20 protein-coding genes are annotated in these 25,253 nt (G+C 36.9%); 12 read left to right on the top strand and 8 right to left on the bottom strand.

Annotated elements, in window-relative coordinates:
* Positions 1 to 224 precede the first annotated feature (224 nt).
* Positions 225 to 1,910 (top strand): sodium:solute symporter family protein, encoded by a 1,686-nt coding sequence (locus GQR87_RS17575; RefSeq protein WP_158971598.1) that lies wholly within the window; start codon positions 225 to 227, stop codon positions 1,908 to 1,910.
* Complete coding sequence (locus GQR87_RS17580) at positions 1,903 to 3,075, top strand: glycoside hydrolase (RefSeq protein WP_158971600.1); 1,173 nt, start codon at positions 1,903 to 1,905, stop codon at positions 3,073 to 3,075. Before GQR87_RS17575 ends, GQR87_RS17580 begins: the two co-directional genes overlap by 8 nt.
* Before the next feature lie 139 nt (positions 3,076 to 3,214).
* On the opposite strand, the gene GQR87_RS17585 is transcribed toward GQR87_RS17580, so the two are convergent.
* A complete protein-coding gene (locus GQR87_RS17585) occupies positions 3,215 to 5,200 on the bottom strand; it encodes a glycoside hydrolase family 127 protein (RefSeq protein WP_158971602.1) in 1,986 nt (661 codons plus the stop codon).
* Positions 5,201 to 5,468: 268 nt separating this feature from the next.
* Complete coding sequence (locus GQR87_RS17590) at positions 5,469 to 6,518, bottom strand: glycoside hydrolase family 5 protein (RefSeq protein WP_199271641.1); 1,050 nt, start codon at positions 6,516 to 6,518, stop codon at positions 5,469 to 5,471.
* Positions 6,519 to 6,661: 143 nt separating this feature from the next.
* On the opposite strand from GQR87_RS17590, the gene GQR87_RS17595 reads away from it, so the two are divergent.
* Together GQR87_RS17595 and GQR87_RS17600 are read left to right on the top strand one after the other, a co-directional pair.
* Positions 6,662 to 7,228: a rhomboid family intramembrane serine protease gene (locus tag GQR87_RS17595; protein ID WP_158973080.1), complete on the top strand. Its 567-nt coding sequence runs from the start codon at positions 6,662 to 6,664 to the stop codon at positions 7,226 to 7,228.
* Positions 7,229 to 7,313: 85 nt separating this feature from the next.
* Entirely contained in the window at positions 7,314 to 8,012 is a 699-nt protein-coding gene (locus GQR87_RS17600; RefSeq protein WP_158971604.1) for a VC0807 family protein, read from the top strand.
* Positions 8,013 to 8,093: 81 nt separating this feature from the next.
* Here the strand turns inward: GQR87_RS17600 and GQR87_RS17605 are convergent, their stop codons facing one another.
* Positions 8,094 to 9,380 (bottom strand): alkaline phosphatase, encoded by a 1,287-nt coding sequence (locus GQR87_RS17605; protein ID WP_158971606.1) that lies wholly within the window; start codon positions 9,378 to 9,380, stop codon positions 8,094 to 8,096.
* Positions 9,381 to 9,532: 152 nt separating this feature from the next.
* Entirely contained in the window at positions 9,533 to 10,480 is a 948-nt protein-coding gene (locus GQR87_RS17610; protein ID WP_158973081.1) for a chemotaxis protein CheV, read from the bottom strand.
* 232 nt (positions 10,481 to 10,712) lie between these two features.
* Between GQR87_RS17610 and GQR87_RS17615 the strand changes: the two genes are divergently transcribed.
* Positions 10,713 to 11,654: a LysR family transcriptional regulator gene (locus GQR87_RS17615; protein WP_158971608.1), complete on the top strand. Its 942-nt coding sequence runs from the start codon at positions 10,713 to 10,715 to the stop codon at positions 11,652 to 11,654.
* 20 nt (positions 11,655 to 11,674) lie between these two features.
* Here GQR87_RS17615 and GQR87_RS17620 read toward each other — a convergent pair whose 3' ends face one another.
* From GQR87_RS17620 to GQR87_RS17635, 4 genes are all read right to left on the bottom strand, one after another.
* A complete protein-coding gene (locus GQR87_RS17620) occupies positions 11,675 to 12,784 on the bottom strand; it encodes a nucleotidyltransferase family protein (protein WP_158971610.1) in 1,110 nt (369 codons plus the stop codon).
* Positions 12,777 to 13,664, bottom strand: coding sequence for an HprK-related kinase A (locus GQR87_RS17625; RefSeq protein ID WP_158971612.1), 888 nt, complete (start codon positions 13,662 to 13,664; stop codon positions 12,777 to 12,779). The genes GQR87_RS17620 and GQR87_RS17625 overlap by 8 nt, the downstream gene beginning before the upstream one ends.
* Positions 13,665 to 13,911: 247 nt before the next feature.
* Positions 13,912 to 14,493, bottom strand: a complete 582-nt coding sequence (locus tag GQR87_RS17630) for a hypothetical protein (protein ID WP_158971615.1) — start codon at positions 14,491 to 14,493, stop codon at positions 13,912 to 13,914.
* Positions 14,494 to 14,639: 146 nt separating this feature from the next.
* Positions 14,640 to 15,368: a serine protease gene (locus GQR87_RS17635; protein ID WP_233267309.1), complete on the bottom strand. Its 729-nt coding sequence runs from the start codon at positions 15,366 to 15,368 to the stop codon at positions 14,640 to 14,642.
* A gap of 479 nt (positions 15,369 to 15,847) precedes the next feature.
* Here GQR87_RS17635 and GQR87_RS17640 point away from each other — a divergent pair, with 479 nt between their 5' ends.
* From GQR87_RS17640 to GQR87_RS17670, 7 genes are all read left to right on the top strand, one after another.
* On the top strand, positions 15,848 to 16,600 hold the full coding sequence (locus GQR87_RS17640; RefSeq protein ID WP_158971619.1) for a YdcF family protein: 753 nt from the start codon (positions 15,848 to 15,850) through the stop codon (positions 16,598 to 16,600).
* A gap of 76 nt (positions 16,601 to 16,676) precedes the next feature.
* The gene (locus GQR87_RS17645) at positions 16,677 to 17,516 is read left to right on the top strand and encodes a patatin-like phospholipase family protein (protein ID WP_158971621.1); all 840 of its coding nucleotides are present in this window, start codon (positions 16,677 to 16,679) and stop codon (positions 17,514 to 17,516) included.
* An 11-nt stretch (positions 17,517 to 17,527) separates the two neighbouring features.
* The gene (locus GQR87_RS17650; RefSeq protein ID WP_158971623.1) at positions 17,528 to 18,355 is read left to right on the top strand and encodes a PEP-CTERM/exosortase system-associated acyltransferase; all 828 of its coding nucleotides are present in this window, start codon (positions 17,528 to 17,530) and stop codon (positions 18,353 to 18,355) included.
* 148 nt (positions 18,356 to 18,503) lie between these two features.
* Complete coding sequence (locus GQR87_RS17655; protein ID WP_158971625.1) at positions 18,504 to 19,403, top strand: PEP-CTERM sorting domain-containing protein; 900 nt, start codon at positions 18,504 to 18,506, stop codon at positions 19,401 to 19,403.
* 185 nt (positions 19,404 to 19,588) lie between these two features.
* Complete coding sequence (locus GQR87_RS17660; RefSeq protein ID WP_158971627.1) at positions 19,589 to 21,226, top strand: FAD-binding oxidoreductase; 1,638 nt, start codon at positions 19,589 to 19,591, stop codon at positions 21,224 to 21,226.
* A 142-nt stretch (positions 21,227 to 21,368) separates the two neighbouring features.
* Positions 21,369 to 24,104, top strand: a complete 2,736-nt coding sequence (gene prsT, locus GQR87_RS17665; RefSeq protein WP_158971629.1) for an XrtA/PEP-CTERM system TPR-repeat protein PrsT — start codon at positions 21,369 to 21,371, stop codon at positions 24,102 to 24,104.
* A 36-nt stretch (positions 24,105 to 24,140) separates the two neighbouring features.
* Entirely contained in the window at positions 24,141 to 25,247 is a 1,107-nt protein-coding gene (locus GQR87_RS17670; RefSeq protein WP_158971631.1) for a GNAT family N-acetyltransferase, read from the top strand.
* The last annotated feature ends 6 nt before the right edge of the window (positions 25,248 to 25,253 follow it).

Below are 25,253 nucleotides of genomic sequence, written 5' to 3' on the forward strand. Positions count from 1 at the left end.
GCCCAGCTTTGTTGGGCTTTTTATTCTTTATAACTTAACATTCTGACAAAATACCTTTGTTACTATAATAGATACGACGTGACATTGTATATTGTTTATATTATTGTACGCCCACCCTATTGAACCTAGATTTCTGAATAATTTTCGAACCAAGGTCATGCCTAACGTATGCAGTTCATATAAATTTTTCAGGTTACTAAAACATAGAAAAATAAGCTTTCAATATGAATATTATAGATATTAGCGTTATTCTGATTTTTACCCTTTTAGTTGTTGGTTGTGGTTTGAGTTTTTCTAGCTCAGGTCGCGATATCAAGTCCTTTTTCTCCGCAGGTGGTGCCCTTCCTTGGTGGATGAGTGGTTTATCATTATTTATGAGCTTCTTTTCTGCGGGAACCTTTGTGGTATGGGGCTCAATAGCTTACAAACACGGGTGGGTAGCCATTACCATTCAATGGACTATGTGCTTAGCAGGGATCATCATTGGTTTTTGGATCGCACCGAAATGGAATAAAACCAAGGTTATCACTGCCGCCGAATTTATCAGAAATCGCTTAGGTCAACGCGTACAAACCGTATATACCAGCATTTTTATCGTGATTTCTACCTTCACTACAGGCGCATTTTTATACCCAGTAGCGAAAATTATTGAAGTGGCCACAGGCCTACCAATAGTCAGTACCATCATTGCTCTAGGTCTACTTATTTTATTTTACACCGCAGTTGGCGGACTATGGGCAGTAATAGTCACAGATATTTTACAGTTTGTGGTACTTACCGCTGCGGTTTTAATTGTGGTGCCATTAGCCTTAGACCAAGTCGGCGGTGTGTCTGGTTTTATTGAAAAAGCCCCAGAAGGATTTTTCGCTCTTTCTAGTGGTGAATATTCATGGAGCTTCATCTTTGCTTTTGCCTTATATAATTTATTTTTTATTGCCGGAAATTGGGCTTACGTACAACGATATACCAGTGTTGCTACACCTAAAGATGCTAAAAAGGTGGGTTGGTTATTTGGCGGTTTATATTTAATTAGCCCTGTTATTTGGATGTTGGCACCTATGATTTATCGTGTGCTTAATCCTGACCTTGCTGGTACTGACGACGAAGGTGCTTACTTACTAATGTGTAAAGCAGTATTACCTATAGGTATGCTGGGCTTAATGTTAGGTGGTATGATTTTCGCTACATCCAGCTCAATCAATACAGCGCTAAACATTACCGCTGGGGTCATTACCAATGATGTATTTAAATTTTTTCGTCCTAATGCCAGTCAAAACACCCTAGTTAAAGTGGGCCGTATTGCTACTGCTTGTTTAGGCCTTGTCACTATAGGAGTCGCTTTATTAGTGCCTTATATGGGCGGCGTGGTAGAAGTGGTGATGACTATGGCAGCCTTCACCGGTGGCGCATTGTTCTTACCACCAATTTGGTTGTTGTTTTCACGTTTCCAAAATGGTTTTACCATCCTGAGCACGAGTATATTAACGTTACTTATCAACGCATTCTTTAAGTTTGTATCGCCCAGTTTATTAGATATCTCACTGTCTCGTTCAGAGGAGATGTTAGTGGGTGTGTTAGTTCCAGTATTCTTCTTAACCGTTTTTGAATTGTATAAACGAGCGAGAAATGAACAAGCTGAATTATATGAAGAATACACAAAAATAGAACAAGCTAAAAACGTGCAAGAAGCACCTGAAGAGCAACAAGATCATGATACCGATAACAACAAAGGTAGCCGAGTTATTGGCTTTGGTATTTTCATGACAGGTTTGATCATGCTTGGTTTATCATTTTTGGCAGAAAAAGGCGTATTCGTAGTAGGACTTACTGCAACGATAGTGACATTATTAGGCGCTGTACTTTTGTATCGTTTTCGCAGCACCAAAGCCAGTGGAGCGACAAATGCCTAAGCAAAAAACTGTAGGTTTCCCTTGGGATATCCCCCAAGCAAAACCCGACCGCCCATTAAGTTTGGCCATGGAGCGTTTGTACGATAATTATTTAACGCCTAGGCCCGAAGACAATCCATTATTTACTAGCTTTAGATACACCAAGTTAGCAGGTTTTGACTACAGTAATCACGATGGTACCGTTTCTAGACGAGACCCCTCTAAAATAGTAAAGGTGAATGACGTATATTATGTTTGGTATACCAAACGAGCTACACCGACCCCGCCTAATGGCGCAGAGTTATGCACAGACGTTATACCTTCGACTGATTGGGATTTAGCAGAGATTTGGTACGCCACCAGCCAAGATGGTTTTACTTGGCAAGAGCAAGGCGTTGCTGTCACTCGGCCAAATAAACCAGGCCTTGGTTGGCGCTCGGTATCGACCCCAGACATACTTGTTTGGCAAGATAAATACTATTTGTACTATCAAGCATTTATGGAAGCCAGTGGATTAAAAGGAGATCATTGTCCGGTAACCTTGTCATCAGCTGACTCACCTGATGGTCCATGGACACCTTGCAATGAAATTGTAGTGGCCAATGGTGCAAAAGATGAATGGGATCAGTTTTCTATTCACGACCCTTATTTATTAGTGTTTGCAGGAAAAATTCACCTATATTACAAAGCAGCTTACGGCGACAGACCAGATTATTTGGTGGGCAATGGTTTAGCCATAGCTGAAAGCCCTATGGGGCCTTTTGTTAAACACCCACTTAATCCCATTATGAACTCTGGCCACGAAACTTGTTATTTCCCGTTTAGACAAGGGATTGCCAACTTAGCCATACGTAATGGTAACGAAAACAACACTATTCAATACTCGCCAGACGGAGTTAATTTTAGTCTTGCCTCAGTTACCTCACTGATGCCCACTGCTGCCGGTCCTTATATACCTGATGCGTTTAGTGATACTAATGATGGAGCGGGTATAAGCTGGGGCTTATCACATTTTTCAGATAAACAGGATCCTACCTCCAAACACAGCTTCCTCGGACGATTCGACTGTAACTTGTTAGCCAATAAACAAAGCAACGAATTAAAAGAAACTGACATAGTGCATAACCCAGAGGTTTATTTTGCCCAAAGCCTTAGCCCTGAACAAATACAAGCAAGGCAAAAATAAAGGGAAATCTGATTTATTCAAAATAGAGATTATACAAAAAAGCATCATTATTTAGTGATGCTTTTTAATATGTATAGTTTACCCCAGCTATAAAAATAGATAGTTAGTACTTGCGTACTTTAAACCTAGATAATTAATATTACTTCCAAACAACAGGCACAAATACCGACATTTCGGCGGTACCGCGGTTACTCCAAGCATAATAAGGTACAAAGTTAGTTTTATTTTCTTGCCAATTTGGCTTTTTAACCGCGGTGTACATCGCCCCTTGTTCAGTTGAACGTAAGTAAGTATCAGCAGTGATAATAGCAGTACCACCTAAGAAGTCAGCTTGATAGTCAACGGCTAACTCAGTGTCACCTTTGACATAAACATCCAACACACTAGCGCCTTCTGGTAAATCAGGGGTTTCAACACAATAAACTACTGGCCCACGTTTTATTGCCACTTGATTACGCACTTCTTCGATACGTTGATGCCCTTCAATAAAAGTCGCTTCCATTGGAATATCAATCACAATCACATCACCAGCTTGCCATTCACGGTTAAGAATTGCATAAGAGGCAGGAATCGCTTCAACACCTGCATCTTTACCGTTAATAGTAATAGTCACTCCGGTTGCCCAACCTGGCACGCGTAAAGCAATATCAAAGGCTTCTGACTTACATGCATCTACCGTGAGTTTAACTAAACCTTTCCACGGATATTCAGTGTCTTGAGATAACTTAATCTTAGAGCCATCAAGCATAGTGGTAGCTAAATTATTACTGCCGTATAAATTAACGTGTACACCATTATCAGCCAAGCTATAAGCCCAACCGGATAGATTTGAAATAGTACGCACTAAGTTAGGTGGGCAGCAAAAACACGCTAAATAACCTTCGCGGTTTGGCGTTTCGGTCACATCAGCATGGGCATCATAGTCGCGGGTACCGTGTAACATTCTGAGTGGGTTAGCATAAAAGTAATCTTTACCTTCAACACTAATACCTGACAGGCCACTGTTGTGCATGACTAATTCAATAATGTCGGCATATTTGGCTTGGCCATGAATACCTAACATTCTAAAACTGAACATGGCATTACATAAATTTGCACAGGTTTCGTTATAAGCAGTTAAGTTAGGCATCATATAATCATCAATGAAACCTTCTTCGATCATATCTCGGTTAGCAGATGCACCATAGTGAGTTTGCCCCACAGCCCCAGTTGCATACATTTTTTTCTGAGTAACACTTTCCCACAAACGATCTAGCGCAGTAATTAAAGCGGTTTCGCCCGTTTCAGCATAGACATCAGCAGCTCCTGCATAATAATACAAAGCTAGTACCGCATGACCGACCGGATCGGTTGCTTCTCTTAGTGGGGTTCGCTCTTGTACCATGTCGCCAATTGGATAACCCACAGTGGTATTGTCATGCACTATTTCGTATGTGCCACGACGGTCGATAAACTTCTGCGCTAGTTTAAGATATTTTTCGTCGCCCACTGTGCGGTATAGTTCAACCAAGCCCATAATTTGGGTTTGGTTAAAACCAAAACGTTGGAAGTGCCGTGTATCTGGGAAAAAAATGGTATACAAAAGTTCAGCATGTTTAATCGCCAAATCTAAAAAATTATTTTGTCCCGTTAACCTATGATGGGCACAAGCACTGATAAACAAATGGCCAGTGTTATACATTTCATGATATTTACGATTTTCATATCGATCAGCGTCTGCACATAGTTGGATTTGTGTTTGCAAATACCCGTCAGGCTCTTGTGCTTTGGCCAAAATATCTATGTATTCATCTAATTCAGTCAGCAATGCTGCTTCTTTAGTTAATGCATAGGCATAGGTTTTCGCTTCCATAAATTTATAAAAGTCGCCATCATGCCAATACATACCTTTATGCTCGCCTTTTTTCATACCTGCAGCAATTTTAAAGTTATTCAATGCATGACCTACATCACCACATAAAACATCCCCCATGTATGGGATCATAACGTCAATCGCCTTTTGGGTTTTTTCGGCCCAAAAACCATGAGTCCAGGTACAATCCCCAAAGTTAATATTTTTTAGCTTTACATGTGGGCTTGCTGAATTGGCATTAATTGCCTTGTTGTGCGCATGTACTGAATTCAAAATAATTTCCTGCCTATCATACAAACTGAGATGTTATACCAAAGAAAAAGTATTTCACTCAAAGTGGGTTATCAAAAATGGTTATCTGATTTAGCCAAAACCAATATTGTTATGACATTGTTAAATCAATTACGAACATTTAAACATATGATGTTTATAAAAACAATACCTAGAAATTTATTATCAACTCAGAACTAAACTGATCGCTAACCCCAAGATCTAAATACCCAATATTAGGCTTTTAAAAAGTGACAACAGCAAAGTACATCTATTGCTCAGCACCAGCATAATCATAGTTGTGCCAATTACGTATTATTTCTTTAACTAACTTACCTGATTGAGTAAAGTTATCGTCAGTCCAATTCGCATCGGGTTTAGAGCCTACAGATAACATAGATGCCCCTTCTTTTTTACTGTGCAATGACCAATTGCAGTGAGATAAATCATTAACTCGCATAAAATCTATCCAACGCTTTGTTTCATCTACATTTGCCTCACCATCACCATTTGCATTGACGGTACCCCACTCGGTCACCATTAAGGCAATACCTTTATTCATGGCATAACTAGCTTTATCTCTTAAGTCTTGTTTATGCGTGCCTGCATAAAAATGTAAGGTGTAAGCTAAATTTTCAACACCTAAAATTGGATTGTCAGCGGCTTTGTCCACTTCTTGTGACCACTTTTGTGTGCCTACAACAATCAAGTTATCAGGGTCGATTTTTCTTATTGCAGCAATAACATGCTCAGCATATGGCTTAATCACAGTATTCCAGTCTGTATTGGCTAAAGGTTCGTTATAAATTTCGTAAATTATATTAGGCGTATTGCCATATTGATTGGCAATTGAGGTAAAGAAATCGACAGCTTGTGGAATATTTTCTTCTGCATGATGCGAATGCCAATCCACAATAAAATACATACCCTGCTCAATGGCAGCATCGGCTACGGCTTGGATTTTTTGCATTCGCCCTATTGGGTCTTCAAGGTAACCCCCTCTGCTTTCAACCCCCATAGCGATTCTAATAATAGGCGCGTTCCACTCTTGCTGCATATAAGCCACTACATCCGCATTATAATATTCATCGGGTGCATAATGCCCTTTTTGCTGCCATCCTTTGTTGCCCCAAAACAAACTCGGTCCAGCCAAAGATACCTTGTCGCCATGTTGATCTGTAATTTTACTGCCGACCACCTTTAATTGACCATATAATTGCACAGCAGTTTGTGTTGAGACTTGATTATTATCTGATTGAAACCAACAACCAGATAAAAAAAATACTACAGTCATGAACATCGGATAAGATAATATCTGCATTTTCTGTCCTAAAAATATTCAATATTTTTATTGTGTTACAGATAGTAACCACAAACATGACGGATTAAATATATTATTTGTCACAATTTGACATGAGTTTTCTGTTGAAAATCAGGCAAAATGTGATCACAAACTTATTAACCATGAGGCAAGTATTGAAATACATCGAGCATAAACAACAGATTAAACTGGTCTTCAGTATTTTTATTATTTTTACTGTTATAGAAATTTTTAATTTGTTTACAGGAAGATGGTTAAACCAATTTGGCAACATACCTAGATACATCCCAGGATTAATGGGAATAATCACTGGGCCGTTTGTTCATGGCAGTTTGCAACATTACTTCTCTAACATTCTGCCCTTATGTATTTTTAGTTATCTACTGTTGCAATACGGGTTAAAGCGTTATGTATTAATCACTATTTTTATCACCTTATTAACAGGAATACTTGTTTGGTTATTTGCCCGCTCTGCCACTCACATCGGTGTGAGTGGGGTGATATACGGATATTTTGGATATTTACTTTTAGCTGGCTTTTTAAGTGGTAAATTTAAGCTTATTTTAATATCACTTGTTGTCGGCTTTTTTTACGGAGGATTAATATTTGGCGTGCTACCGTCTAGCCCTTACATTTCTTGGGAATCCCACCTTTTTGGTTTTATTTCAGGATTAGTTGCTGCAAAGTTGTGGGCACAAGCCAAAGTATGAATATCTACAAACTATTCTTAGCCGATTGCTAAGAATTTGAATATACTAGTCTCACAAAATTATTGTGTAATTTATTAGGTCAGGAATGTCTGAAACAAAACCTCAAAAGCAAGGTGGCCTGCTAGGCAACTTAGCATTTAACATCATTATACCTGTCGTCATCATGTCTAAATTAAGTGGTGATGAATATCTAGGGCCCGCTTGGAGTATAGTGGCGGCTCTTATTTTCCCAATAGGCTATGGACTTTGGGATTTAAAAAAATCAGGTAAATTTAATGCCTTTTCTATATTGGGTATCGTCAGTGTATTTTTAACCGGCGGCATCAGTTTATTGGAATTACCCGCTGAATATATCGCCATAAAAGAAGCAGCTATACCCGGTATAATAGGCTTAGCGGTACTTTTTACTCAACGCACAAGCAAACCATTACTGAAAGTATTTGTATTAAATGAACAAATAGTGAATTGGCCTAATTTAAGCCAATCATTAGAAAACGCAGGCAATACAGATGTATTTGAAAAGAAGATGGCCAATAGTTCTTATATAGTCGCTGGCTCATTTTTCTTATCGTCAGCTCTTAATTATATTTTAGCAAAAGTCATTTTAGTAAGCCCTCCAGGAACAACAGAATATACCGAAGAGTTAGGCAGAATGACGGCTCTCAGTTACCCAGTGATTGTGATCCCTAGCATGATCATGTTGATGGCCGCTTTGTGGTATCTATTTTCACAAATCAAAAAACTGACAGGCGAAGAGTTAGAGAAATTTTTAGCTGACGTATAGTCTAATACCTAGTACAGAACAATAAAAAAGCCCGCATTATTCATGATAATGCGGGCTTTTTTTAATGCTGTTTAATTGAGATTATTTGGCTTGTAATAATTCAAATATCTTTTTGGCTATATCAGTATTATCAGAGTGCCCGATAAACATTTCACGACCTGCGCCCATTGCAAATACAGGTACATCTACACCTGTATGGCCGCCAGATGTCCAACCTGTAGAAGTCCTAACATCAATTATCTTTTTAATAGCGTTATATAATTCTTTTTCTTTAGTGGGCTTATCTAACGTTGCTGATTCCTCTGCTGTTAATTGAAATTTTAACAAAGATGAAGCCAATTCACCGCGATTTTTAGAGTCCACTAATTGTTTAGATATTTCAGTTGGTGAAACATCCATCTGTCTTAAAATTTTAGGTTCCCATTTATACTTGCCATTGGCGCCAATAGAAACCCCGCCAGTATTGTGATCGGCGGTCAATACAACCAAAGTATCTGGGTGATCTTTTACATATTGCTCTAACCATTCTAAAGTAATCGCCAAATCACGCATTTCCCACATAGCAGCAGCGATATCGTTAGCATGACCAGCCCAATCCACTTGACTCGCTTCTGCTAATAAAAAGAAGCCATTTTCATTCTCTAATTGTGCTATTGCTGCTTTAGTTAACTGAGGCAAGCGCTGTTTATTAGTTGAATCTAGAGCCCAAGGTAAACCTGTATCAGCAAACAAGCCTAGAACGGATTTGCCTTTTTGTAACTGATCTAATTTAGCTATGTCATCTATATACTGATAACCCGCTTGCTGAAACTCTTTAGTTAAGTCTCGGTCGTCCCTTGCAAAGTATTTCCAGCCCCCACCTAACATCACATCCAATACAAAATTACCCTCTATTCTATCGTCAAAGTAACTATTGGCGATAACATCATAATTTTGTCTACTTTCATTATGAGCACTGAAACCTGCAGGTGTAGCGTGATTAATTTGCGAAGTCACTGCGACCCCTGTCTTACGACCTTGCTGCTTAGCTAATTCTAAAACAGTACGCACCGCTTTTTTATCAACATCGACTGCAATCGCACCATTGTAAGTTTTTATACCTGATGACAAAGCCGTTGCACCGGCTGCAGAATCAGTCACATAGCCCGAGTTTAAGTGGGGATGGGTACTAGCCATACCGACTAAGTTACGATCAAATACAGTCTGTTCTACTTCTGGAGTAGACATATCATCAGCAAACATCCGATAGGCAGTAGGATAAGCTGGCCCCATTCCGTCACCGACTATCATTATAATGTTCTTCGGCGCCTGTGCGGCTAAAGTAGACGAACATATACCTGCCATTAAAAGAGAAACCAGTAGTTTCATATTGTCTCCATATAAAGGATGTAAATTGAAAATTGCAATTAAGAACTAAATACAATCTTATCGATACCAAGGATATTACCTTATATTGTGAATTTTTTATAAAAACTAATAAAGAAGAAATTAGCTTTATCACGTCAAATATACAGTTATTTCTACTCAGCTAAAATTTCGCGCATCCTCTGTTGCACCACATCGACCAAAAGGTCTGGTTGAAACTTTGAAATAAAGCGATTACACCCAACCTTTTTCACCATTGCTTCATTAAAACTTCCACTTAATGAGGTATTTAAGACTATAAATAGTGAACTCATTCGAGGATCTTGGCGTACTTCGGCGGTTAGACGGTAACCATCCATTTCTGGCATTTCGGCATCGGTGAACATCAGCAAAATTTCATCAGTCACCTCCTTACCCTCATCAGCCCAACTTCTCAGTAAATTAAGAGCTTTAAGACCATCATTTTGTTCGATGATTACCATCCCAAGTTGGCAAAGAGTCTCTCTAATTTGCCATCTAGCTGTAGATGAATCATCGACAATTAATACTTTTTTCCCGCGAAGATGAGATGCCACTTCCTGATCTAATATTTCAGGGGATATACTCGTGTCGTATTCAACGATTTCCGCTAATACTTTCTCTACGTCAATAATTTCAACTAACTCTTTATTATTATCTATTTCAATTTGGGTAATAGCGGTTAAATAATTATTTTTTCCTGCAGCCGTCGGCGGTGGTTGGATTTCGCTCCAGGAGGTGTTCACAATATTCATCACCTGCCCAATGAGAAATCCCTGCACAGTCCGGTTATATTCAGTAATAATGACATTTTCGGTTTGGTAATTTTCTGCTCCGTGGGTGATTTTAATCGCAGAACGGAGATCAATCACCGGAATAGACTTTCCTCGATAGTCAGTGACACCTTTTAAATGCTGATGTGAACCTATCATTTGATTCATTTTAGGAACGGTAATAACTTCCCTCACCTTAAACACATTTAGCGCAAAAGTATGTCTAGTACCTAACTTGAACATAAGCAGTTCTAATCTGTTTTCGCCAACAAGTTGTGTTCTTTGGTCAACAGAAGACAATAAATCTGACATAAATGTTTTCTCGCTCACGGTTCAAAGCTTAGCTGTTAAGTAAATTAAGATTAACTGACAATAGCCTTGTATACAATTCTAGGGAAATAAACAGTCACCGTATTTTAATACTCCGCAGCATCATAATTTAATAAGTGTTCACTTCGATACTTATGTAAAAAATATCCATCCATAAATAGGTTATGATTTACTACTAAATCACAGTAACAGATAACCTCTAGAAAAATATAATATGAACATAACCAAAATCGATTTGAATCTGCTTGTTTATCTTGATGTGCTAATGCGTGAAGGTAACGTTACAAAAGCAGCCAATCAATTAGGTATTACCCAGCCTGCTATGAGTAACAATTTAAAAAAGTTAAGAGAGTTATTTAAAGACCCACTGTTAATTCGTACTAGCAGTGGCATGTTACCAACCCAAAGAGCAACCCAACTACAGCCGATTATTAGAAATGTTTTGTCGAAATTAGAAAATACAATCAACACTGAAATTGAATTTTCTTCCCTCATTAGTGATAGAACATTTAGGGTTATGGCCAGTGATTACGCTGAATCAACCTTATTAATGGAAGTCATAAGAAGGCTAGATAAACTCGCTCCCAATATCACCTTAGATTTAATCACCCCAAGTGATGTGACTTTTCATGACGTGGAGCAAGGCAAAGTCGATATGGCGATTAATCGCTTTGAAGAACTACCCCAATCATTTCACCAAAAAGTGATTTGGCAAGACTCGTTCGCTTGTGTGATGAACAGCCGAAATCCATTAGTCTCAGAATTCAATTTAGATAATTACCTTAAAAACAAACATATTTGGGTTAGTAAAACAGGATTTGGTGTGGGTGTAGGAATCGATCCTAATGCGGTACAGAAATTGGGCTGGGTAGATGCTGAATTAACCAAGTTGGGCAAAAAACGCGATATCAGGGTATTTACACGTCATTACCACGTTGCCTTGCAACTAGCCAAAGAACAAAACCTAGTCGCAACATTACCAAAGCGGGCAGCAAATCTATATAAAAACGATCCTAATGTAAAAATACTTGAACCACCGTTTTATATCCCCCCTTTCCCATTAAAAATGGCTTGGAGTGCTATTTTACAGCACGACGCTGGACATATATGGTTAAGAAGATTAATTACAGAGGTAGGTGAAGAGTTGTCTAGTTGAGATTAAATCGAAAATACAGTTTAAGGCTGATCTAACTCTTTAGTAAAAAAGTGTTTTCCTAATAAAGACTGGGTCAAACCAACGAGACTCTTAGTGGTTAAATGAAATATTAATATGTGTAACGGCATTTTTTGGAAATGTCCACGCAATAAAACCAGAAACTCAGCCAAAGCAAAAAATTTGGGGCGACAGCTAGGGTGACTTGGCAGTAATACCTTTTTGTAAACAAAATCTAAATAACCAATATTCCACGGAATATTTTTGGCGACTTGCTCAGTAATTTCTTCAGGTATACGTGTTTTTAGTATTTGTTGCACATAACGACAAGCCAGAAATAGCTCTAATTCAAAGCCCGTTTCTTTACTCAATGAAAGTAACTCTTGCCAATAATCACCCTCACTGTGATAAGTCATTAGAGTATGAATATCAATAATATCTCGATAGCCTTTTTTAACATCTTCATTAAAAAACAAATGAATTAAGCTATGTAAGGTCATAGCGGCAAAAGATAAAATTTGAAAGCCATCTTCTGTAGTCACACTATGAGTAGCAAACTGGTTTGCATCTAATTGCCGACCTGAAATAATCGGCACAATATTATGATGGATATCTATAATAGTGCCACGTTTACCATGACGTAATGGCGGTATTTCATGAGCCCATTTACGATAATACTTTTCGTCATGTTCGGTTAACTCTTCTGATAACCAACCAAATAGACACAGCTTTTTTTCAATCTCATCGATTGAAGATTTATCCGACAATATATCTATATCATTATAGACTCGAGTATCCCCTACTCTAGTCTTTGATAAGGTATACCCAGCCCCTTTTAGAAAAATTAAATATTGCTGCTTGTCACCAATCTCACGTTGTAACTCAGCGGCTTCAAACATCACCTGCTTTTTATGGTTTGCAACCAGCACATCTGCATTTAAAAAGTGTCGTTGAGCTTGTTGGGGAATTTTTTGAAAAATACCCGCTTGTTTAAAAACGGCCGAATAGCAGGCTAATAACTGTTGATGACGTAAAATTAAAACCAATTGTTGCCACTGTTTAGGCGTAAAGGCCAATGCAACTTCGGGCTTGATATACACTGAACAAACATCGCGAGCTGAAAGGTTAAGCATTTCCAATAATTTCCTGCTCTAAAAATTCAGCTACTTGCTGTAAATCGTTGTGGAAAATTTCAAAGGTTTGAACACCTTCAATCACATGAGTCAATGTATTAAAAGCCTGTCCTCCCAACACACTATAATTTATTGCGTTATCAACCAGCTGCATAAAAGCTTGAGTTTTATCTAATTGATATATTTGTAAATCTTGATCGACTCGATAATTTGGAAATACCACGCCAACCAATTCTGCAGTTTCTGTTCGATTTTGCCAACTTAACTCAGGCGGAGACAAATGAATTACATCCCCTTTATGGGTATCTCTAGCTATGTCTGAAAACTTCCCTTCAGGGAATAATTTTTTTGCGATATCAATCGATTGATTTTTTAAACAAATAGGTCGAACAAATGGCACCACTGTTTTGCTATTAGGAATAATTAAGGCCATTTCATCTGATAACAAACGCCAGCCGTTATGGGCTAAATAGGCGGTTAGTGTACTTTTTCCTGAACCTGGGGGGGCAGGAAACAAAATAGCTTTATTGCCCTTAGCTAACACAGCAGAATGGATGATAACATGCTGTACTTCATTACCAGCCACAGTCCAATTCATCCCCCATTCTAAAAATGCATAAGCTTTTTGAAAGCTCAGAGGTTTGAAAGGTTCTAGCTGATCGCAAAAAAATCGAGCCTGAGGACGAATAAATGAACGTAAGCCCGAAGACTTTTGCACCGACAATTCATAATCAGCCACTTCATCTACTGTATCTACTGTATCTACTGTTTTTTTAAAACGTTCGCCATAAATAGTAGCTAAATTTTGAGCTACCTGAGGGAGGTCAGTATTAACAGAAAATGAAAAAGGATGTAAATCTATAAAATAACTAGCAGGCATCAGTGATTTTTATTATCTAAAGGAACTAAGATGTTTTTCTGCATTAGAGAACTCATCGCAAGACTTTTCACATCTGATTTATCCAATTTCATTTCACCTGTCAAAGCCTTAACAATTTCAGTTTCTGACATTAAAATACTCAACGTTTCCCCTGAATATAAGTCTAAAAAGACACAACTTGAATGATCAGAAAAGGAGTGATAAATCACTCCTTTCGATAAAAAAATACCAAGCATTATACTAAGGTTTAATATGCATGATTATTATTAATCAAATCATCAAGTTCTGACCCAAAATTAGAATTAGTTAAGGATAAGCTCCACAACTGTTGGGCAAACGCATCTAAATCAGGATATGCTGCGTTTGTTGCCTCAGAATAATAAGCATTATAAACGACGGGATAATTTATGCCCAGCGTTCCATGATATTTAGCATTCAAGTACATTGCCACCATTTGAAAATGAACGTTATCTTGGCTTCCGGTTAGCACTTCATAAAATGTGTCAGTAATACTTGAAGCAGTAAATACTGAATTGAAAGCTACATTATCTGCTCGATGGGATCCACGGCGGCCATTATTCCTTGTAGGATGTAGTCTTTGTTTCCAAAAACCGTGAGATAATAATGCAATAGGAGCAACACTGGTACTGGGTATATTATTTGAACCATGCCCAGATGCCACAACCGAACCCGCAATTGTTGCCCATGCAGAACGACCCGGTATTGATGCGATAACGGCACCTGCTGACGCCCGTTTTAAAAACGTACGACGTTGTTTTGTGTTGTTAGAAACCGAAGATTCTATTCCTTTTGGATTATCAAGACTCATAACAATTCCTTAAATTAAATTCTTTTCACTAATTCCATAGAATAAAGCAAGTATTAGACCACTTCATAACCAATTGAAAAACAAGGATAAATAAATAGTTAAAAACTAGGTATGTAAAAATTAATGACACTATATACTTTATACCGTCATTTTACCTTTAGGTTCTTACCTTTAGCAAGTTCAATTAAGTATTTAACTGGGATTGCATAACTGATAGCTGATGGTTTTTCTAACACCGATTCTTTACTTTCTTTAACAAATACTTTATTCAAAATGCCCAAAACTTCGCCACTATGAGCATCATAGAGTGGGCTGCCACTGTTGCCCGGATAAGCTGTAATATCCAGTTGATAAATCATAAACTTTTTATCCAGCCTCTTTAACATGTTGATTGACAACTGGCTAGAATGCGCTGTGGGTATCACATCGGGTGTAGTGGCTGCCACTATTCCTCTGTGAGTTGCTGGATATAAACCTAGTACCGCGCCAATAGGAAATCCTGTTAACAATACATCAGTACCATCATCTACATAATGTGAGTCTGCTAATTTTAACGGAGTTAATGGGCTGGGTAACTTTAAAATTGCTAAATCATGTTCACGATCTTTGGCAATGATTTCTACTCTGGCTATTTTAGGTTTTCTTCCTGTTCCTGAAAAAACGATATGATATTGTACTTTCTGCGGATCTAATGGCTTATCGATTACATGGTAATTTGTCGCCACTAGAGAACCATCACCAAAAACAAAACCTGTGCCATGTAATTGATGTGTTTGCACTCCTAATGCATCATATAGTCCCACACCTACAACTGAGGGTTTCACTTGGGCAACGACTTTGGTTATCGAATGAGCATTAACAGTCGATACAAACATTAACGCAATAAGCCCTGTAACTATAATTTTTTTTAATATCATTGATTTTTAAATACTGTTCCAACGGTGGATATGAGTATAATCACATACACAATGTATATCGGCCATTTAATTATAAGTTTCTCATCAATGATTTAAACTAACAAATACCTCAGTAGATATTAACAATATCAACTAAATAAAAAGGGTTAGACAACTTCACGCCCCAAGATGTCAAAAAATTTTACACATACAAAAATAGGCCTGACTGGCAGAGAAATAACTGAATATTTTTTCCCGCAGATATTTGGGTTGGGAAACCCATCATCAACACAAGTTGATAATCTCCCAAACACTTATATTCACATTTCAACAATTGGCAGAACAAACACATTAATTGGCTAAAACAATAGTTGAGGTTAACATCAAAAACATTGTGGATTAATATAAAGATTGATACACCTAATGTATAGATATTACAGTAAAAAGGGATTTAGGTAATGTTATCTGATATAGCTAATTTTATTAGTTCACCACTGGTGCATACGCCATTACTATTTGTATTTTTTAGAATATTAGTTACTTTTAACGTATTGCCAAAAACGTGTAAATGGTTATCTTTGCTACCCATTTTTTGGCTGTATGTTTGTTCCTTAACCTACCCAAGTGCACTGATGATTAAGCACTTAGAAGATCAATATGACGTAGTTTCACTAGACTCCAACAAATGGAAACAAACGGATGGCATAGTAGTATTGGCGTGTTATTACTTTGAGGATGATGAGCTCCCATTTGTTTCCCATTGGCCTAATTGCTCACTACAACGTAATTTACACGCCAGTTTAATGTATAAAAAGTACCCACTTCCTATTTATCTAGCAGGAGCAGTTTTAGGCCAAAACCAAAAAAAATCGATAGCCGAGCGCAATAAGTCATTCTTCGAAATTCTAGGCGTTAAAAGTCAGGATATAATCACCGCATCACAAGGCAGAAATACTCAGGCGGAAGCTGTGGCTCTAGCACCTTTATTGAAAGGTAAACGCATTTCTTTAGTGACGTCAGCTAGCCATATGCCAAGAGCTGTGCAATATTTTGAAGAACAAGGTCTTGAAGTTGTACCAATCCCTGTGGAGCACATGAGTAATAGAAAAATTGAACCCATGTTAGGTTTGCCCAACGCTCGAAGCTTATATAGAAGTGAGAGAGCCATACATGAATATTTAGGTTTAATTTATCAGAATTATCTACGTTAAATTGCAATGGCATCAATAATTTCGTAATAATAACCAACTATAACGATTAAGATATAAAGATAGAGGCTGACATTAAGTGAATAAAATTGTACCAATATTTTCTGGAGGAGGGACTCGATTATCCGCGCATATTGGTATTTTGGATGCATTAAACCAGCTAAATGTGAGCTTTGATCATATAGTTGGAGTATCTGGCGGTTCGATAGTCGCTTCTTTATATTGCTCGGGGATGCCTTTAGAGCAAATCAAAGAATTAGCAATAGAAACTGATTTCAAGAAATTTAAAGGCTTCAGCCTGCTTACCTTATTATTACAAGGGGGACTCAGTAATGGTGATAAATTTGAAGCATGGATAGACAACAAGCTCGGTGGCAAAACATTTTCTCAAATATCACACCACTTAAATATTTTAGCCACAGATGTGAATGGCGGTGGGCCGGTAACCTTTAATAAAAAAAATTCACCACACTTAAAAGTATCAAAAGCAGTTAGGTTTTCGATGTCGATCCCTCTATTTTTTAGTTTTCAATCTTATAAAGAACATATTTTAGTTGATGGCGCCATTTTATCAGAAGACGCGCTATATCAAGATTGGGCTGATGATGGTACGCAAGTCATTTGTTTCAGATTAAAAAGTGATCAAGTGGCAGATAAAAAATTTAAAAAAAGTTGGTTGCCTATAAAACAATATGTGATGATGCTTGTTAGAACTTTTATGACAGCAATGTCTAGAGAGTACGTACATGACCAATACTGGAAAAATACCATAGTTGTAAATACTGGCAAATTATCTCCTGTAGATTTTAATATGACGGTCCAGCAGAAAGAAGACTTATATTTGGCAGGTTATCAAACAGCACTAGAATTTGTACCTAACCGAATGGAAAGAGATCGAGATACTAATAAAGTATCCTAAGGGAATATGAAGTGAAAAAACTTAGAAAATATGCAAATAAACCATTCATTGGTCCTATTATAAAAAAAATTATTAATTTTGAAGTCAGTCGGCAAGCTAACAAAATTTCAGCTCACTTTTCTGAATATTTAAGTCCAGTCCTAGCATTAGAACCATCACTACAAACCGAAGCTTATAAAATTCGTCATGAAGTCTATTGCCGAGAATTAAAATTTGAGGAAATGAAGCCAAGTGGTTTAGAAATCGATGATTTTGATAGTCACTCAACCCATTGCTTAATTCAACATATGCCTACAGGTGAATACGCGGGTACAGTTCGAATTGTAAAGTCAGCAAATGAAAGCCAATTATTGCCTATCGAAAAGTACTGTATGAGTTCGATAGACGAAGATAATGTTCATCCAAATGATTTTCCAAGAGAAGAAATTTGTGAAATATCTCGACTAGCAGTCCCAGCCCAATTCAGAAAACGTCAAACAGATAAGTTTAAAGGCTCAGCCACAGGTGTAATTAACCAAACAGTCTATTCTGAAAAAGAACTCAGGTGTTTTCCATTTATTGCGGTAGGTCTTTATCTTTCAGTCGCATCAATTTGTTTACGCCAAGGGATAAAGCATTGCTTTGTTATGATGGAACCAAGACTTGCACGGAGTTTACGCTTTGTTGGTATTCCTTTTGAACAAGTAGGGCCCGTTGTGGAGTACCATGGAAAAAGAGCACCATATTATATAAGTAGACATCTGTTGATGAATGGCCTAAGTCCAGGTTTTAAAAGTATGCTTAAAAACATAGATAAAAAAATTGAAGCACAGTACAAATCAACACAGCCAAAGGTTTAAAGATCTGTCAGAAAAATTTACATTCCATGTAACTCATTTTCGGGAAAAAAAATCAACCACTTGTTTTTAAACAACTTTTTAAAACTGGCACAAAGAATGCTTTAGGTATTATGATTCAGAAATTCTCCATAACAAGGAAATGCAAAATATGAAAAATTTAATAAGTAAAACAAAATTACTATCTGCTAGTTTAGTGCTTGCGATGGGTGTTGCCGGCAGCGCGACTGCAGCAACAGTTACTTTTGGTGGGCAAGCAGCGACTGATGGCTCTGCAAAAACAAGTAACAAAATTGACGCAAGCAACATAATAACTGATGTAACTCAAGGTTATTTCGTTGAGACTTTTGATATTGCTACTGAAGTTCCAGCTTTTTCTGGCATTCCTGGCACTCAAAATACGGCTTACAATGTTACTACACCGGTAAATGCTACCGATGCAGCGGATAATGGTGCTAACCCAAGTGCAGGTTGTGCAGTTAATTCGCCACTAGCCCTTACTCAAAGCGCTCCAGGCGTAGTAAATGTAAGAAAAGGCTCTGTTACTAGTGTTGCAGCAGCTCCTGCTAATGATACAACATGTTACGCTTATACCACTCCACAAACAGCTGGCGCACAACCTAGTTATGTAGATATCGATTATAGTAGCTTTTTAACATCAATCGGTGGTTTGGTTCCAAACTTAGCTGGTTCTAGTATTAACTATCTTGGTTTTTACTGGGGTTCTGCAGATATATATAATTCATTTGAATTTTACTCAGATGATACCTTGTTAAAAACAATAACTGGTCAAGAATTATTCGATGAACTTGGTGGAACTTCAGGTGACCAAGTAGATGATAGAACAAATGTTTACGTTAACATCGACTTTACTATTGCTGAATCATTCAACAAATTTCGCGTACTGACCTCTGGTGTTGCCGGTGAATTTGATAATATCGTAATTGGATTAGATAAACGTCCAGACATTCAAGTTCCAGCTCCTACTGGTTTAGCTCTATTAGGTTTAGGCTTATTAGGTCTAGGTTTTGGAAGAAGATTAAAAAAATAAGTAACATTAAAGTTTACTTAAAAAGAGCGATTTATAATCGCTCTTTTTTTTGCGTTATTATTTATCACTATTAATAATTATCCTCCTATATACTTATTTTTTTAACAAACCATTCAATCTTTCAATTTTAATCTGATAAAGTACGAGCAATTCGTATCACGCAGGTCAAGATAAGTGAGACAAAAATGGATATAGTTAATACTCTTAAAAAAAATCTAGACTCAGACTTGGTCACTATTTTATGTGAAAAACAAGCAAGCGGTCAGTATGGAAAAACTACATTTGCTACACCAGAATCGCTTTATGCTGCAATTGTTGTAAAAGCACCTAATGCTTTACCAGATATTCTAAAATTAGCAAACGAAATAGGATTTCACCTTGTTCCTCTGAGCAGTGGTAATAATTGGGGTTATGGCTCAATTCCCAAACAAAAATTAACTAAACCATTGATTATATTAGATCTGGGACAGTTAAAAAAAATAACCCCAACTTCTAAAGAATTAGGTCTGATTACCTTACAGCCGGGTGTGACTCAGCAAGAGCTATATGATTATTTAAAACAAAATAATTGGGATTATATGGTTCCTGTCACTGGCGCGGGCCCTTCATGTAGCATATTAAGTAATGCCCTTGAGCGAGGCTACGGCATCACCCCAAGAACAGACCATTTCATGGCAGTAAACGCTCTGAAAGCCTATTTACCTCATCCTGAACTATGTCACACACAATATAATTCCGCTGTATCAGAGTTAGATCAATCAAAAGATGACTTCATAGACAAAACATATAAGTGGGGTTTAGGGCCCTATTTAGACGGACTATTTACCCAGAGTAATTTAGCCGTAGTGACTGAGGTGACAATAAGATTAGCTCCCAAACCAGTATACTTTAGCTCTTTTTACCTGCAGATATTTAATAACGATAACTTTCAAGACTCGGTTTTGCTGATCAGAGAATTTTTGAAAGATTTCGAAACAATTACTGGCTCTATTAATTTAATGGATCGAAATCGACTTATTTCCATGACTGCACAAAATCCTAATGGCACTGATAAACATACCAATATGACACAAGAACAAGTTATCCAGCTTGCAAACAATAAACGTTTACCAGAATGGATGATAGTAGGGTCACTCTATGGCACAAAAACAATTGTAAATAGTGCGAAGAAGGAATTTAAGAAGAGAGCAAAAAAAATCGGAAAAGTGTATTTTTCAGACAGCTTGCTATTAAAACTAGCGACAACTTTAGCTAAAGTGCCCTTACCATCACTATCAGCAATTGATAACATAAAAAGCCAGTTATTATCTTTGCAGCAGGGACAAGAGATAATGTTAGGCAAACCTAACCAAGTAGCGCTGCCACTCGCATACTGGCGTAATCCAAGAGTCGAACCGAACAAAAATAATGCACTATCTCCTGCACAAGATGAATGCGGGCTGTTATGGTATGCCCCTTTAATTCCTATGCTCCCGGAAAAGCTAGCTGAATTTGTAAAGTTTGTTAAATTAACAACGCCCAAATACGGCATAGAACCTCTAATTACCTTTACCAATTTAAAACACGATTGTATTGATTCAACAGTTCCCATCGTTTTTGATTTACACAATAGTGAGGCCAAAAAATCAGCTCACAACTGCTTGGATGAATTAATTTCCGAAGGAAAAAAACGAGGGTTTGTTCCTTATAGGATGGATGTAGTGCAACAACAGAAGCTTGATCCAAATCAATTATTTTGGAAAACAGTCAATTTACTTAAAGAAACAATTGATCCGAATAACGTAATCTCACCTGGTAGATACGCACCTTCAGCAAATGATTAAGTAATGGGAATTTGTAAAAATAAGTATGATTTTTTATAAACAACTGTAATAGAATGAGTTTACATAAGTCGAAGAACGAAAAATTTAAGATATGTTTTCTCATAAGTAATTGGGTAATATAGTTTTTACTAATGGAGTTAGAATGCGTCAGAAGTTAATCAGTTTATTATTGGCTTTATCAGTCATACCGCTTATAGGATGTAATAAAAAAACAGAGCAGGAGTATATTGAATCCGCTAGAGTTAGTTACATTAATCATGATATTAATTCTGCAATTTTAGCTCTTAAAAATGCGATTATTATTGAGCCATCAAACTTCAATACTAGAGTGAAAATTGGTCATTTTTACTTCGAAAAAAGTTTATACGAAGAAGCTGAAAAAGAGTTGAGAAAAGCCCTAGAACTCGGTGCGCCTGCAGACTTAGTCATCCCCCCACTAAGCAGAACAATATTTTACCAAAATGACTTTTTCCGAGTGATTAATTTAACAAAAGACTTTAAAACAGACGATAAAGCGATATTGAGCTCCGTTAATTTATTCAATTATTTATCTAAATTTAAGACAGAAGAAAATGTTGAACAGATCGAAATAGGATATTTAGAAAATGATGATCAACTTATAGCAAGAGCATACCAATCACTGGCCATTGGAAACTTAAAGCAAAGTGAAGAAATAATAAATACTTTTCAAAACCAAGATAAAAATAAATTAGAAAAACTCTTATTATCGAGTTTAGTCAACACCTTTCTAGACAATAAACCCGAGGCTATAGAAGACTTAGAAAATGCAGTAGCAATTGCACCTAATTATTATGTGGCCAGATTTCAGTTAGCTGAAATCTTAATTAAAGCCGATAGGCAAAACGAAGCAAAATCACATGTAAATTTTCTGTATGACATAAATAGTAAAAGCGCCTATATAAACCTATTAAAAGCACAGATTGAATTTAAAAACGAAAAATTCGAAGATTCATTTTCTTCAGTGGAAACCGCGATTCAAAATGGTATCGATAATACTGTGAGCAATTTATTAGCAGGAGTGACAGCTTACCGAACAAACAAATTAGAAAGTGCATATAGGTATTTAAGTAAAGTAGCACCAAGCCTTCCTAATAATCATTTAGGTAAAAGGTTATTAGCTGAGGTGCAATTAAGGCTAGGCTACACGGATAACATTGAGACATTAATGTCAAACTTCTCAGGAGATTCAAAATATGAATCAGAGCTTTACTCGAAAGCTGGAATAAGGATGTTTCAACAAGGAAACCTAGAAAAAGCTAAAAGTTTTCTTAGTAAATCGAACTCAATTACACCTAATAACTCGGAAAATTTATTAAAAGAAGGGCTAGTGAGGCTATTGAATGATGATTTTGAAGGAATCAAAAATCTCGAGCATGCTATTAAGTCCAATGAAGAGTTAGACGAGGCTTGGATGCTATTAGCACAAGCTCATGTACAAGCCGGCGATATCGATTTAGCCCTCGAAACAGCTCAAAAGTGGCAAAAAATCGATTCAGAAAATGGTACTGCCCTTGAGGCATATATCTATTTACAGATAAATAAAAATACTGAAGCCCGAAAATTACTTGAAAATAATTTAAAACAAAATTCGGAGCACCCCATATCTACTCGTTTTCTTATGCTTCTCAATGCGAGAGAAAACAGATTACCCGAAGCTAGAGAGCTCGCAGAGCGATTAGTTTATATGGACTTGAGTAATCTCCAATCTATGATAACTCTCACCAATATTGTGGTAGATCAGAAACAAGTAGAGCAACTAGAGCCATTTTTTACAAAAATAATCACAGATAACGCTGATGACAACGATATAACTATGACGACGAAAGCCGCACTCGCCTTATTATATAATTATCAAAAACAGCCGGAGAAAGCCATCTCACTGCTTTCAAATATTGTCGAACCTTCAAAAGAAATATTTGCCGCTTTAGGGAATACTTATTTTGCACAAAAACAATTTAATAAGGCGTTTGACACTTATTCACAATGGAAGGAAAGATATCCTTCAGACAAAAGAGCTTGGCTTTATGCTCTAGAAGCCCTAAATGAAAGTGGAGACTATAACAAAGCACTTATAATGGCGAATGAGGCAACTAATTTATTCCCTCACGAACAAGGCTTTGACATATTTATCGCGAGCTTTTTGCTAAAAACAGGAAAAGTTCGAGAATCAAGAGAAAAACTTGATGAATTAAAGAAGCAAAATATTAACAACCCTTTACTCAAGCTCTTTGATGGAGAATTAGCTTTATTGCAACAAGACTTTTCAACGGCCGCTTTATTATTAAAAGAACACTACAACTCTACGCCTTCTTTTGAGACAGCAAAGCTGTTAGCAGACTCCCTAGCTGGCTTAGGAAAGGCTGCAGAAGGTGCAAAGTACTTAGAACAAGAGTTAATAAAACTACCGGCTCGCTTTAAAGAAATACATTATGTCGCCGAGTTCTACAGCACACATAGTATGTATGAAAAATCAGCAGAGCATTATGAATCAATTATTACTAGGTTTCCCGACCATTTAATTACATTAAATAATTACGCAGATGTATTAGTTAAATTAAGTAGGGTTGACGAAGCATACAAATATGCAGCGAAGGTAAATAAATTAGCTCCCGATTCTCCCTATTTTATGGATACATTAGGCTGGATAATATATAAACAGAAAAAACCAAGAGAGGCTCTGTATTATTTATCCAAAGCCTATGAAAAATTACCTGATCAGGCTGTCATACAACTCCATTATGCAGAAGTTCTAATTGCAGAAAAGCAATACTCAGAAGCAAAAGGGATTTTAAGAAGAGTAAAAGCTACAAATATATCTCAAGAACAAGAGTTGAAACGACTCAATAGTGCACTCTAGTTTAGAAATATAGGTTGTAAGCTCATAGGGAATGATTTGAAAGTATCTGTATCTCACTATGCATTGGAAGACGAAAATACGCTTAAGAATAAATGGACCTCTCTATTCTTAAGCTCTAAACAATGTGTATTTTTAGATTGGAATTGGATTTCAGCTTGGCTGCAATCCATTCCTTCTACTGTCCTCGTAATTGAAGCAAATGTTAATAATAAACCAGTAGGTTTAGGGCTCTGCTGCGAAAAGACCAAACGTGTTTTTTTTAACAGCTTCGCCATCCAAACATTATGGTTACATAAATATGGTGATGATTTAGTTGATCAAACTTGGATTGAACATAATGACTTTTTGCTTGATATAAAGTACGAAGAAGAAGTAAGAGCAGCACTACTTGAATATATAAAAAGTAAGCTCAACCGTTGGCATGAATTTTACGTTGGTATGTCTCAACAGTCCCTATTAACCAAATTCGAAGAGGTTTTAGGGCCATCAAGAACAATTGTACATTCTGCCGATTTTTCCGTCGATTTAAGCCAAATGCAAGATGTTTCCCAATATCTTTCTTCTTTATCTAAAAACACTAGATCACAAATTAATCGTTCACAAAAATTACTTAACCAACTCGGCGAAGTAAAATTAACTATTGCTAAAACAGAACAAGAAAAGCAAAACTTTTTTCAGCTGATAAGTTTATTTCATCAGCAAAAATGGCGAGATACCGAGCTAGGCAGCGGTTTCGACAACACTACTTTCGTGAATTTCCATAAAAGCATCATTATTAAAGATGTGAACAATAGCTACTCAGATATTTACGCTTTAGAACTGAATGGAGAAGCTTTAGCTTTACTTTATTTGTTAAAAACAAAAGATGCTTGGTATTTTTATTTATCTGGCATACAAACCCATTCAGACAATAGAATTAAAATAGGCTTATTGGCCCATACTTTAGTGATAGAACAAGCGATAAAATGTAATATACAAAAATATAGTTTTTTGGCTGGCGATGCCAGATACAAACAATCAATGAGTAACGTGGTAGAAGAGCCTCAAGCTCTCGTTTGTTTTTCAAAACCCTCAAGCTTACTTATTTTGATAAAACAGCTACGTCATTTAAAACAAATCATATTTCCCTCGAATAAAGATTAATAGGTA

Origin of the sequence: Paraglaciecola sp. L3A3 (assembly GCF_009796765.1) — a bacterium.
Taxonomy (GTDB): domain Bacteria; phylum Pseudomonadota; class Gammaproteobacteria; order Enterobacterales; family Alteromonadaceae; genus Paraglaciecola.